Annotated in this window: 11 protein-coding genes; 7 read left to right on the top strand and 4 right to left on the bottom strand. The window is 42.3% G+C overall.

Annotated features, from left to right (window positions below; genetic code table 11):
• Positions 1-88: 88 nt before the first annotated feature.
• Genes FWJ32_RS12275 through FWJ32_RS12260 form a run of 4 tightly spaced genes read left to right on the top strand, consistent with a single transcriptional unit; the run spans position 89 to position 6,542 of the window.
• Positions 89-1,492 carry a Wadjet anti-phage system protein JetA family protein gene (locus tag FWJ32_RS12275; RefSeq protein ID WP_149546260.1) on the top strand — a complete coding sequence of 468 codons (1,404 nt, stop codon included), beginning with the start codon at positions 89-91 and terminating at the stop codon, positions 1,490-1,492.
• Positions 1,493-1,494: 2 nt separating this feature from the next.
• Positions 1,495-2,106: a DUF4194 domain-containing protein gene (locus FWJ32_RS12270; RefSeq protein WP_162523627.1), complete on the top strand. Its 612-nt coding sequence runs from the start codon at positions 1,495-1,497 to the stop codon at positions 2,104-2,106.
• Positions 2,084-5,359: an ATP-binding protein gene (locus FWJ32_RS12265; protein ID WP_149546258.1), complete on the top strand. Its 3,276-nt coding sequence runs from the start codon at positions 2,084-2,086 to the stop codon at positions 5,357-5,359. Before FWJ32_RS12270 ends, FWJ32_RS12265 begins: the two co-directional genes overlap by 23 nt.
• A complete protein-coding gene (locus FWJ32_RS12260) occupies positions 5,343-6,542 on the top strand; it encodes a Wadjet anti-phage system protein JetD domain-containing protein (protein ID WP_149546257.1) in 1,200 nt (399 codons plus the stop codon). The genes FWJ32_RS12265 and FWJ32_RS12260 overlap by 17 nt, the downstream gene beginning before the upstream one ends.
• Before the next feature lie 48 nt (positions 6,543-6,590).
• Here the strand turns inward: FWJ32_RS12260 and recJ are convergent, their stop codons facing one another.
• Together recJ and FWJ32_RS12250 are read right to left on the bottom strand one after the other, a co-directional pair.
• The gene (gene recJ, locus FWJ32_RS12255) at positions 6,591-8,804 is read right to left on the bottom strand and encodes a single-stranded-DNA-specific exonuclease RecJ (RefSeq protein ID WP_149546256.1); all 2,214 of its coding nucleotides are present in this window, start codon (positions 8,802-8,804) and stop codon (positions 6,591-6,593) included.
• Positions 8,797-9,204, bottom strand: coding sequence for a secondary thiamine-phosphate synthase enzyme YjbQ (locus FWJ32_RS12250; protein WP_149546255.1), 408 nt, complete (start codon positions 9,202-9,204; stop codon positions 8,797-8,799). The genes recJ and FWJ32_RS12250 overlap by 8 nt, the downstream gene beginning before the upstream one ends.
• A gap of 481 nt (positions 9,205-9,685) precedes the next feature.
• Here FWJ32_RS12250 and FWJ32_RS12245 point away from each other — a divergent pair, with 481 nt between their 5' ends.
• On the top strand, positions 9,686-10,780 hold the full coding sequence (locus FWJ32_RS12245) for an RNA-guided endonuclease InsQ/TnpB family protein (RefSeq protein ID WP_149546254.1): 1,095 nt from the start codon (positions 9,686-9,688) through the stop codon (positions 10,778-10,780).
• Positions 10,781-10,936: 156 nt separating this feature from the next.
• Positions 10,937-11,566 (top strand): HAD family hydrolase, encoded by a 630-nt coding sequence (locus FWJ32_RS12240; protein WP_149546253.1) that lies wholly within the window; start codon positions 10,937-10,939, stop codon positions 11,564-11,566.
• Positions 11,567-11,648: 82 nt separating this feature from the next.
• On the opposite strand, the gene FWJ32_RS12235 is transcribed toward FWJ32_RS12240, so the two are convergent.
• A complete protein-coding gene (locus FWJ32_RS12235; protein ID WP_149546252.1) occupies positions 11,649-12,104 on the bottom strand; it encodes a hypothetical protein in 456 nt (151 codons plus the stop codon).
• A gap of 336 nt (positions 12,105-12,440) precedes the next feature.
• Positions 12,441-12,623, bottom strand: coding sequence for a hypothetical protein (locus FWJ32_RS12230; protein ID WP_149546251.1), 183 nt, complete (start codon positions 12,621-12,623; stop codon positions 12,441-12,443).
• A 328-nt stretch (positions 12,624-12,951) separates the two neighbouring features.
• Between FWJ32_RS12230 and FWJ32_RS12225 the strand changes: the two genes are divergently transcribed.
• A complete protein-coding gene (locus tag FWJ32_RS12225) occupies positions 12,952-13,113 on the top strand; it encodes a hypothetical protein (RefSeq protein WP_162523626.1) in 162 nt (53 codons plus the stop codon).
• Positions 13,114-13,168 lie beyond the last annotated feature (55 nt).

The following is a 13,168-nucleotide window of genomic DNA, read 5'->3' as shown; positions in this document are numbered from 1 at the left end:
AAAGCCGGGTTTCCCGGCTTTTTTTGTGCACTTGCCAATGGAATCTATGATATAATATACGGAGAAGATATACCGTAGGAGTGATTTCATGAACCTTTTTTCAAGGATACCGGACAGGTTTTTCAGTATTCTTTCCAGTCCGCTTAAGGAGTTCTATTCGGATATCCTTTTTTTAATATATGATGAATATTCAATCTCTGCCATGGGTGTAAAGCGGGAGGACTGTGTTAGGATAATAACCTCTTACATAGAGGAAGTAGAGAGCGATTCACTGGATACTGAGCTTATGGAGGATATTGGGGAGGCCGCTCAAAGTCCCAGAGACAGGGCCAGCATGGTCCTCCGCAAGCTGGAGGATACTGGATGGATAGAGATAGAGACGTTTACGGACTACACTCAGTATGTAAACCTCACTGATTATGCCATTAAGATATTGGATGTGCTCAAAAAGATACGGGATGGTTATGAGGAAGAGTTTCAGGGTTACGTCTTTGATACGTACAATAACCTCTATTCGGAAGGTGCGGATAAGCATCCTGACATTATCTTAGAGAAGGTTTACGATTCTACATACAGTCTCATCAATAACCTCAAGTCGCTCTATTCCAACATTAAGACATACACAGAGAGGATACTGGAGGAAAAAGAGGCAAGTGAGGTATTAAGCAGCCATTTCATAGACTATAAGAGTGAGGTCATAGATAAGAGCTATCACAGGCTCAAGACCTCGGACAATGTATCCAAGTACCGTGTCAGGATATTGAGGAAGATAAGCGACTGGGAGAGGAATAATAAACTCCTCGACAGGATAGCTAAGGGCATGGTGGAGAGGGAAAGATATAAAAGCATAGATGATGCAAAGGAAGGGATAATAAAGACCCTGAATTTTATCCAGGAAGGCTACAGGGACATGGGGAGGCTGATGGAGGAGATAGACAAGAGGAATGCCCAGTACACCAGAGCCTCGTTAAACCAGGTGCGCCATGCACTCTACTCCAACAGGGATACCAGGGGGCAACTGGCTGAGGTCCTGGCCTGGCTCTCAGGATATATAAAGGGAAATGACGTGAACTTTAAAGACCCACCGCCTGAGGAGATAGATGCCATACATTCCATATATTCTCAGGGATATATAGATGACTCCTCACTGTATAAGCCAAGGAAGACTATTAGGGCACCTCAATTTGAAGTCATTGAGGGCTTTGAATTGGATGAGGCACTAAAGAACGAAAAGGTTATCTCCATTAAAGAAAAGATGCAAAAGAGTCTTACCAGAGACAGGGTGAATGCCTTTGTCATGGATGTGTTAAAGGAAAGGGCAAGCATAAGGGCTTCGGAGATGGATATAAAAAGTGTGGAGGACTTTATCCGGCTTATATACATTTTTGCCTTTTCTCAGTCAAAGAGGGTTGGGTACAGGGTGGATAGGCTTGATGAAAGGGTGGAGGGCGAGATGTTTTCATTCCCCGAAGCCGTCATAAGGAGGAAATGATTATGTTTGAATGGTACGAGAACATGAGTCAGGAGGAGAAGAACACATTTACCCGCGTGGTGAATAAACTCCTTTCTGCTTGCTATATCAATAAGAGGTCCGATGAGGACAGGAGGGACTATTACTTCATAGAGAGAAACGAGAGGGGCATATCCGAATACCTCATGATGGGCGGCTGGGAACTGATGTCTGATGAAAACAACTATGTGTACTATGTGAGAAACAGGTTTGGGTATAACCATGTGAACCTCACTCTGGATGAAAGCATCATCCTGCTGATACTCAGACTCATCTATGAGGAGAAGCGGAGGGAGATAAGCCTGGCCCAGAACGTGGTTATCACCATAGGCGAGGTGCAGGAGAGGTATATGGGCCTCGGGCTGAAGGACAGGCCCATAAACAAGGCAAACCTCAGGGATGCCGTCTCAATCTTTAAGAGATTCAATATCATTGATAATTTAGACCAGGATATATTCGACCCTGAATGCAGGCTGATTGTTTATCCTTCCATATTGTCCGCAGTGAGGGCTGAGGATATAAAGGCGGTCTACGATAGGATCTCCTCATACCAGAGAGAAGGGGGTGAAACCATTGAAGAGGCTTACCAGGGTTAAACTGATAAACTGGCACTACTTTGACAATGTGGATATATATATTGACGGCAGTACGCTTATCACTGGGGAAAACGGGAGCGGCAAGTCCACCATACTGGATGCCATCCAGTACGTACTGGTTGCGGACTTGAGGCAGATAAAGTTTAATTATTCTGCCGATGACGAGTCCAAGAGGACGCTCGTTGACTATGTCAAGGGCAAGACAGGGGTGGACGAAAAAGGGGAGAGGTACTTAAGGAACGGGGATTTTTCCAGCATCATCGCCCTGGAGTTTTATGATGAGAATAAGGACAGGTATTTCATAATTGGCTCATGCATAGACTGCTACAGGGACAATACCATTGACAATGACTTTTTTAAGATAGAGGATGCAGAAATAAGGGAGGATATGTTCTGGGACGGCAAGAGAGCAAGGGATAGGAAGAACCTGAGAGACCATCTGAAACAGTACAACGCAAAGGTATACCAGACGCCTGGCCAGTACAGGCAGGACCTCCTGGTAAAGCTGGGCTCGCTCAATGAGAGGTTTTTTGACAATCTGGTGAGGGCCCTGGCCTTTAAGCCTTTAAAGGACCTGAAGGAGTTTGTATACCAGTATGTATTGGACGAGAAGAAGCTTACCATAGACGCCATGAGGGAAAACTTCAGGAAGTATAAGGAATATGAGGCCATGGCAGCCGGCATAAGGACTCAGATAGCAAGGCTGGATGAGATAATATCCATGGGCGGTGAATTAAAGAGGCTTCAGGAAAGGCTGAATGCTCAGGAATACATCATAAAGAGGGCATCCTATGAGATTTCAAGAAACAGACTGGAAGGACTTAAAGAAGAGAAAAAGGAAAGGGAGAAAGACCTTAAGGATATCGAGAAAAAGATTGAAAAGCTGAAAAAGCGGCAGGAAAAGCTCTCTACAGAGTATGATACATTGAAGGATATGCTGAACCAGAATGAGAACTACAGGATGCAGGGTCAACTCCAGAGGGAGATAAAACTCCTTAAGAATAAGCTGAATGAGGATAGGTTCAGGATAGATAAGGTTCACTCCATGGCCAAGGGTGTATCGGAAAAATTAAAGAAGGCAGCAGGCCAGGGCTACCTCAAGGAGATAGGTTCATTCGTAGATGACCTGGATATCTTTATAAAGGAGAAGGGCCACATTGATACAGACAGCCTCGGCCTGGCCTATGAAACAATAAGGAAGGAATCGGATGAGCTCTCAAATCGGATATACAGCTTGGGGACAGAGCTTGAGGGCCTGGCCGAAAAGGAGAGGGAGCTTACAGACAGCGTAAAGAGCCTTAAGAATAAGAGGTTGGTGTATGACAAGAACATCACCCTTCTACGACAGCTTATTGCAGAAGGACTTAAAGAGAAAAAGGGGGTAGAGTGCATCCCCGATATACTCTGTGAGCTTTTAGAAGTGAAAGATGAGAGGTGGAGAGATGCCATAGAGGGGTATTTGAATACCCAGAGGTTTGACCTCATTGTTCCGGAGGAGCACTTCAATTTAGCCCTCCACATATATGATGAGGTTAAAAAGGAAAAGAACATATTTGGCGTTGGCCTTGTGGACACCACACGGGTCTTAAAGTATGTAGACCAGATGGAGGCAGGCTCACTGGCCGAGGAGGTAGAGACACAAAACCAATATGCCAGAGCCTATGTCAACAGGATAATGGGCCGCCTCATGAAGTGTGAAAATGTGGATGAGCTTAACAGATACGATAGGGCCATAACACCCACCTGCATGACATACCAAAACAGTGTGGCCAGACAGATAAACTTTGCTGTTTATGAGACACCTTTCATAGGCAGCAAGGCCGCATCCAAGCAGCTGGAGATGAAGGAGAGGGAGTTAAGACAGGTACAGGAGGAGAAGGCCCTTATAAACAGCGAGATAGACAGGCTGGGCAATGTGAAAGAACTCCTGAAGCCTTTTGATGACTTCTATTACTCAGCAAGGGATATAAACGACATAATAGATGAGGCAGAAACCACAGAGGCCGAGATAGAAGAGAGGGAGAACAAGTTGGCCTCCTTGGACCTGAGGGAATATGTGGCCATTCAGCAGAAACTCACTGCGGTTGAAAAAGAAAAGGCTGGTGTGGATGAGGAACTCTTTAAAGGCAGCCGCATACAAGGCAGTCTCGAGTCAGATATAAATAACCTGAATGGCAGGATAGAGAGGGAGACGGAGGTATCAGAGGAATTAAAGGCAGACCTTGACAAATTCATAGCAGAGCATGTGGACATAGAGGAATGGGCATCAAAGAGGTATGAGGAGGAGACATCAAAGAGGGATATAGCCGATGTCCTCAAAAACTTTGAGACCAGCAGGAAGGGCTTGGAGACTCAGATAGCCAATCAAAAGAGCAGTATAGAGCTTGCCATGCAGAGGTTTAACAGCGACTTTAACTTCTGGGGCAGGGTAGATTCGACGGATTTATCTGACTTTGAGGAGTTTCATAAGAAGCTCAAAGAGAGCCAGTTGGAGGAGTTTGAGGAGAAGATTGAGCTTGCAAGGAAAGAGGCCGAGGAGGAGTTTAAGGAGCACTTCATTGCTTCCCTGAAGGAAAACATAGAGAGCGCTAAGATGGAGTTTGACATGCTGAATGATGCCCTGAGGGACTTAGAGTTTGGCGGCGACAGCTACAGGTTTGTGATAAGGCCAAACCCAAAGTATAAGAACTTTTATGACATGATAATGGACCCGCTCCTCATGGAGGGGTTTACCCTCTTCAGCAGTGCCTTTGAGGCCAGGCACAAGGAGGCTATGGATGAACTCTTTGAGAGGATAACCACCGACAGCGAAGAGGAGTTTGAGAAGGTAATGACGGAGCTTACTGACTACAGGAACTACCTCACCTATGACATAGAGATAAGGCATTCAGATGGCCAGGTATCCAGCTTTTCAAAGGTAAGCAGGGAAAAGTCCGGCGGCGAGACGCAGACCCCGTACTATGTGGTGATGACAGCCTCTTTTCTACAGATGTATAGGGGCAAGAACTGGATTGACTCCATCGGCCTGATGCTCTTTGATGAGGCGTTCAACAAGATGGACAGCGAAAGGATTGAGGCCACCCTCACGTTTATGAACAGCCTCGGTCTCCAGGTGATACTGGCTGCCCCTACGGAAAAATGCGAGTATATAGGGCCCTATGTGAACACTACAATCCTTGTAATGAGGGAAGGTGCAAAGGCCTGGACATATAACTTTGATATAAAGAGGGACTTGGATGAGGTACGCAGCTAAGGTTTTAAACCAGCTCATAGATAGGTTTGAAAGGAGCAGCACATACAGGGGTGAGGGCAGGAGGGGCATATACTTCAGGTTTACTCCTGACACCATGCCCCAGTATTATGACGACACCACATCAAGCTACAGGCTGGATATAAACAGCGAGATGAGGTTTTTAGTAGAGAAGGGGTATATCAGGATACATTGGGTAAAACACAATGAGGGCAGCCTCATAGACAAGGTCTCGTTGAATGTGGAAAAGGCGAACGAGATATATGAGTTTCTGGGGAGGAGGCCGAGACATTCCAAGGAGGAAGAGATGCTTAAGGCTATCGAGGAGTATTCCGGCCAGGCCACGGATGAGATTCTTCCATTTTATAGGTTTGTCAGAAGCAGGATTATAGAGGGCAAAAGCCCCATATACATCGATGTGGATAATGCAGATGAGGCTATAGCTATATTCAAGTCCTTAAATGCCATAATGAAACTCAAGGAGGATATACCAAAGAGGGTTTTCAGCGGAAGAATGCTGGGAGACACCAAGGCCTTTGAGGCTGTGGAGTCCAAAGTAGTCAGGATATTGAAGGACTTTATGGGTCTTAAAGAACTAAACCCCAAGGATGTCCTAACCCTCGTGGGGGTGGTGGATAACCCTGGATACCTCTATGTGAGCGGCAATATTAAAATAAGCTGCGGTGAGGGAATAATTGATATATCAAGTTTTGTGCCAGACGTGGGTATACCCGGTGAAATGGTGGAAAAGTTACAGGTTGTGGAAATGGCTTCAAAGGCTGTCCTTACCATAGAAAACCTTACTGTATACCAGCAGTTTGTGAGAAAGAGGCCAAAGGGCTTTCTCATTCTCTATCTGGGTGGATTCAGCGATAGGGTTAAGAGAAATTTTCTAAATAAATTAAAGCTATCTGGTGCGTCATTCTACCACTGGGGCGATATTGACCTCGGTGGTTTTGAGATACTGGTACACCTAAGGAAGGCAATAGGGATAGATATAAAGCCATACATGATGGATGTGGATACATTAAAGGAGTATGAGCATTTTACAAAACCAATAGATGAAGCCTATAGAAAGAAACTTACTGCTTTGCTTGAGGATGAGGACTACGCTGATTTTCACAATGTTATTGGCTATATGGTAGAGAAAATGGTAAGATTGGAACAGGAGAATATTCTGATTTAATGGCCAGGCCGTACTGGCTGCCTCTGCCGGTGCTGACTATATAGCACCCTATTTTATTAGGTCTTTTATTTCATCTATACCAGCCTTTTTAAGCCATGCCATGAACGAGTTCATTTCACCTATTAGATCTATAAATCTTTTCTTTAACTGCTTATCCTCTTTCTTTTTGTCATTTTTTGTGACGACATAATATTTCAGTTTGTTTATTTCCTCCAGTTCGATAAGACCCATGGAGTTCAATAACATGAGGCCGTTTAAAGCTGCCATCTCTGTAATGCCAATACGGGAGGATAGATACTGTATATCAACTATCCTTCCTCTATCCTCAGCATATTTTACAGCGCCCATAATTTTCTTTAGGACGTCGTCAGGCCTTAATATGCTGTCTGCAGCAAATGACAATATAACCTCTTTTGGGTTTGAAATGAGGACTATATCTCTCAGTATACCCGGGGAAGGTGGTGCAGATAGGATAATCAGCCTTTCGGATTGAGGCAGTGTATACCTTGTACAGGTCTCTTCCCTGGCATTGGCCGTGCCTTCGCAGTAAAAAGAGCCCTCCATTTTTAAGACCTCTTCTATGGGCTTGTCCTTCATGTCTATTAACTCAGGCACAGTCTTTGGCCTGGCCGTTTCCATGCTCTTTTCAATATTCTCTATGGTGAGGGAGATGATGTCTCTATACCTATCCATATTCACAGTGTACAATACATCATAGTATCCAGGCTCAAGCTTTTTTCTGGGGCCATTCCACCACAGGGCGTGAAGTCTTTTGCCATCCAGTCCAATTATGAGCCGATGGAAATTTTGATAGCTGTCGTCTATCACCTCAAGGCACCGCGTTATAAAGACCGGTTCGGGGAAGCCCTCGCCAAAAGGGGCCAGGCCTCTTATGGCGTTATAAAGGTCCTGGTTTATTTCTTCTGGGAAAAGTTCCAGTTCCGGCTCGGAAGATGCCGATTTTACCCTTTGGATATCCCCACCGTATGACCTTAATTTGTCAAGGAAGTCTCCCAGTTTTTCTTCTTTTAAAGAAAAGCCCGCTGCCATGGTGTGGCCGCCAAAGCCAAGGAGGCTATCGGAACAACCAGAGAGGATGTTGTAGATTGATACCCCGTCAATGGAACGGGCAGAGCCCACTATATTGCCATCCCTGTTTTTTGTCATCAATAATGAGGGAAGCCCATATTCCTCTGTTATCCTTCCTGCAGCTATACCTATTACCCCTTGATGCCATGTGGGATTATACAGGGCTATGATGCCATCCTTATACAATCTGTTGTTCTCTATCTCTTTCTCTGCTGCTGACAGGATTTCATCCTGCACCTTTTTTCTATCGCTGTTTAGCCTGTCCAGTGTCTTTGCAAGGTTGAGGCATGTGTTGATGTTGTCCTCCGTAAGAAGTTTAAAGGAGAGTATAGCGGTATCCATCCTGCCGGCTGAATTGAGCCGTGGGACTATCTGGAAGGCTATGTCCTCCTCTGTGATGTCTCCCTTAAGGTGTGAGACCTGAAAAAGGGCGGCCAGGCCAGGCCTCTTTCCTGATATGAGGCTATCCCATCCCTTCTGGAGCAGGTAACGGTTCTCTAAGTTTACGGGGACAGAGTCGGCTATGGTACCAAGAGACACAAGGTCTAAGAAGCTATCTGCCTCATCATGGATAAGAGCCTTTGAGAGGAAGTAGGCCATGCCTGCACCAGCTATATTCCTTGCCGGGTGGTCCTCAGGAAAGAATTTAGGATTTAAGAGGTAGAGGGCATCTGGGAGCACATCAGGCGGAGTGTGGTGGTCTGTTACTATGGTCTCTATACCGAGGGAGTTGGCATATGCTATCTCTCTTAAGTTGCCAATGCCGCAGTCGCAGGTTATGATGAGTTTGACACCTTGCCCCGGCAGGTTGTGTATGACATCTATGCTCATGCCGTACCCTTCCGAGAATCGATCGGGGAGGTGGCATATTACGTCTGCCCCCAAGGATTTTAAGGTCAGATAGAGTATAGAGGTTGAGGTTATCCCATCCACATCATAGTCGCCATATACAAGAATTTTTTCACCATCATGTATGGTCCTGTTTATCCTTTCGACAGCCATGTCCATGTCCTCAAACTCAAAAGGGTCTGTAGGCTTGTATAGGCCTGGGTCTAAGAACTCCCTTATTGTAGTCGGGTCCTTAAACCCCCGTCTGTACAGTATATATGCTGTCAGCTCATTGAAGCTGCAGGCCTCTAAAATGTCGTAGGGTATACTGTTTATGTCAATCATTGTCTATCCCCTTTAAAATCGTTATATATACATTTCTATGCCTCGGTCCGTCGAATTCAGCAAAGTATATGCCCTGCCATGTGCCAAGGGCCAGGCCTCCTCCCGAGATCGGCACCATGAGGGACGTCCCTATGAGTCCCGACTTTATATGGGCGTCGGAATTACCTTCTCTGTGCTTGAAATGAAGGCTTTGCGGCACCATATCCTTGAAGAAACCATCAACATCATAAATCACATCGGGGTCAGCATTCTCATTTATCATAACCCCAGCTGTAGTATGGGGCACATATATGAGACATGCCCCATCCTTTACTCCAGAGGATACGACAATTTCCTCTATTTCCCGGGTAATATCTACAAATTCCTGCCTCTTGTGGGTATTTACATTTATCATCTTCATGATCATCACCAGGATATATATTTCGATATAGAGATAAAAAATCCTTCAATTTTTATACACTATCTGATGCCCTCTCTTTGCCTTTTCGCCCTGTCAACTAATGGTAGAAGAGAGTACGGGTCATAATATTCGGTATTTTTTATATCGTCGAAGCGTATGTCTCCTAAGTCTACTATCATGTATCTGTAGTTAATCTTATGCTGTTCATGTATATATTATACCGTAAATCTTATTCTATAAGTCAAACAGCGACAATTGTCTTTAAGTCAATAAAAAAGTCATTGCTCACTTTTATAATATCATCCTCCGAATATTTATATTATATCATACTTCTTTGCATATTCTGTCATTTTTAACAAAAAGCTTGAAAGAAGTCTCCTATCCTCTATAGGTGGGAGATAAATTTCTATTGTATGTCCTAGAATAATATGTCATAATAGGTGTGGAGAATTTTATCATAGAAAGCCAAGGTGAGAAAAAAATGATGATATGTCAACATTTTCTCATAGAACTTACGAAAGAGCAAGAAGAAAAGCTGTTCTATACACTGTATCTTTGCCGTAAACTATATAACTATTCCCTCGATCAAAGAATAAAACACTATAAGGAAAAAGGCAAAGGACTTACATACAGAGAACAACAAAACATGCTGCCGCAGTATAAAAAAGAACATCCAGAGTATAAAATGGTACAATCGCAGATACTGCAAGACGTATTGAGAAGACTAGACAGAGCATACAAAAATTTCTTTGAAAAAAGAGCAAAATACCCAAAGTTCAAAGATAAATATCACTACACTTCAATAACACTTCCTCAGTGTGAAGAAAAAAGAAATTTCGGCAAAAAAGGATATGTATATATAAAAAATATAGGGTATATAAGAATCATAGCGCATAGAGAATTTGACCCGTCAAAAGTGAAAGCAGTCAATATAAAATATCATGCAGGGAAATGGTATATCAATCTGTCAGTTGAAATAGAAGAAGAAAAGAAAGTAACTATAGGAGAAAAAGCAATAGGAATAGACAAAGGAATAAATGCAATAGCTGCAACATCAGATGGAGAACTATACAGCAATCCAAAATGGCTGCAAAAAGCAGAAAAGAATCTAAAAAGACTGCAAAGACAGCTATCGAGAAAAAAGAAAGGAAGCAACAACAGAGAAAAACAAAAGAGAAGATTAGCAAAACTCCATGAGAAAGTAGCAAATCAGAGAAAAGACTATCTACATAAGATAAGCTATAACATAGTAAAGAACAATGACATTATTTGTATTGAAGATTTGCAAGTAAAAAATATGATGAAAAATCATAAACTTGCAAAATCGATAGCAAATGTAGGATGGGGAACATTAGATACGTTTCTTGAGTATAAAGCAGAAAGATCAGGCAAGATATTCATAAAAGTAAATCCAGCATACACAACACAAAGATGCAGCAGATGCGGAAAAATCGTTGAAAAAGATTTATCAGTAAGAGTACACAAATGTGAATGCGGATTAGAAATAGACAGAGACATAAATGCAGCAATAAATATACTGCATGAAGGATTAAGACAACTAGGAATAGCAGCATAAAGATATTTGCTTATTCGTAGGGAAGGTTCCTCCCGAAGTTACGCCCATGGAGATTATGTAAGACCTGCTTAAAATAACAACAGGCAGTGGTCAATGAAGTAGGAAGCTCCCACCTCTTTAGGAGGGAGAGGGTTCACTGCTAAGAGGGGGATACGAATGACAATAAAAGCTGTAATATTTGATGTAGATGGTACTTTAACAGACACAGAAAAGGTAACTATAGATGCCCTGAAAATGACCATGAAGGACCTTTATAATAAGGAATACAGCTACGATGAGTTGAGGTTTGCCTTTTCCCACACAGGAAAGGATGCTTTAAGGCATTTAGGTGTTGAAGATGTGGATGGTACCTTTGAGGTGTGGAGTAAAAATATAATAAGTCTTTATCATAATGTAAGCCTGTATCCCGGGATAAAAGAGGTTTTAAAAGAACTAAAAGATAGAGATAAAAAGCTGGGAATAGTGACCTCGAGGTATGAGTTTGAGGTAAAGATAGATAATGTCCTGAAAGCCATTCTCCATTATTTTGATGTGGTGGTGCCAAATCGAGACGGCTTGAGGCCAAAGCCACATCCGGATCAGCTGGTGCTGGCTATGAAAGAACTGGGTGTGGCTTCGGAAGAAGCGTTCTATGTAGGAGACAGCCTCTTTGACTACCAGTGTGCCAGAAATTGCAATGTAACCTTTATACTGGCCAATTGGGGTGAGTACGACAGGTCTAAGGATATCTCTGCGGATGATATGATAATATGCAGCAAGCCGGATGAAATACTCAAGTATGTATGATTTGACTGTAATTATATGTATAATCTAAGGACAGCCCTATATGCTGTCCTTTAGGTATATCCATATCTCATTTTTTACACGCCTAAATCTTTTTATATACCTCATCTATAGAGTCTGATTTTATCACTGTAATGAGCAGTTCATTCAGTTTTTCCTCATTTTTTATATTTTCTATCTTCTCTTTTAAATCCTCAGGAAGTCTATCAAATTTGACCCTTATAGCATTCTCGATATCGCTAATCTTACCTTTTCTTATTCCTTCTTTTATCCCTTCTTCTCTAACAACAGGGTTATACAAATTTGTAACCATTGTTTTCACCTCCTCATCAGCCTTACGGTATTTACCATATTTATCATAAAGATAGCCTGTTATATTTGTCATAACACGAAGTATTCTTTCTAAATCACCAGTAAAAATCTCTTTTTTATCATGTAGTTCGCTTAATATGTTGAGGACTTCCCTTACAGTATCTATCAGTTTTTCAAACTCTTCATTATATAAGCTGGGCCTTCTCTTTATCAGGTTTGTTGCTCTCATATATAGATCTTATCTTTTTCCTCGATTTAAATACCTGCAAATGAAGCAGAGCATACATCTTCTTATCTCTTAGTTCTATTGTGGTGTATCTCCAGTATTGTATTACAGGCACAGTATATCTTAATTCTTGGCCATCTGATAGAATAAGTACAAAGGATAAATGATTGGCTATCCTTCATTTTCTTCTAAGAATATAACCAGTTGTTTTGGAAACCCCAGTCTTATCTCTCCTTTGCCAGAAATACCGGATGGCTCTATGGCCTTCTCAAACCCATATCTAAACATCCTTATTGCTATGTCCGTGTCATTTAAGGTTTGGAATTCTATATGATACTTTTACACATGTTCTTTAGTACGCACATCTACAAATATATCACCTATGATGCGTTCATAGTCATCGCCAGTAAATTCACTGTTGCTGTATTCTATAGCAACCTCATTGACAATAAAATTTTCATCAAAAAGAGCGTTGAGCAGATTTATGGTTATCCTCTTAGATAGCCTGAAGAGTACCTTCATTATCTGGTCCAGCTTTAATTTTTCTGTGGTTTTTATCTTTAGTCATAATATTCTCCACTTATCATATTTTCTATATACAGTTATAGCACAGTGTAAACAGCGATACAATTTTAGAAATCCCCAGGGATTCTGCAGCTATTATAGCGATACTTGTAGTGGCCAGGCCATAATAAAAATGGTGAGATAAAATTATAGGCAGACAAAAGGCCTGTCTATTTGCTACTTATTTGTTTTATTTATCCTAACCAAATGACCTGATGTGGCTTATATCGTTTCTTGAATTAATCACCGCCCCCCAATGGTCACCAAATGGTCTGATGGCAAGACAATGACAGATGTGCTAAATAACATAAAAAGAAGATTTAGGATAGACAGGGTAGTAATAGTTGAAGATAGAGAACTAAACAGCAACATTCTTGGCAAGCCAACCATCTATGGATTCTTTGCATATTGGCCCCTTAAGAGAATTGGACTAAAACACACAAAATGATAAAATTTCTCTTAAGGGAGGTCAAAATCAATGGCAGCACATAAAAACTTTACTC

The sequence above is a fragment of the Calorimonas adulescens genome (genome assembly GCF_008274215.1).
Taxonomy (GTDB): Bacteria; Bacillota; Thermoanaerobacteria; order Thermoanaerobacterales; family UBA4877; genus Calorimonas; species Calorimonas adulescens.
The sequence above is the reverse complement of the archived record's forward strand: the minus strand, read 5'-3'. Positions and strand labels throughout refer to the sequence as shown.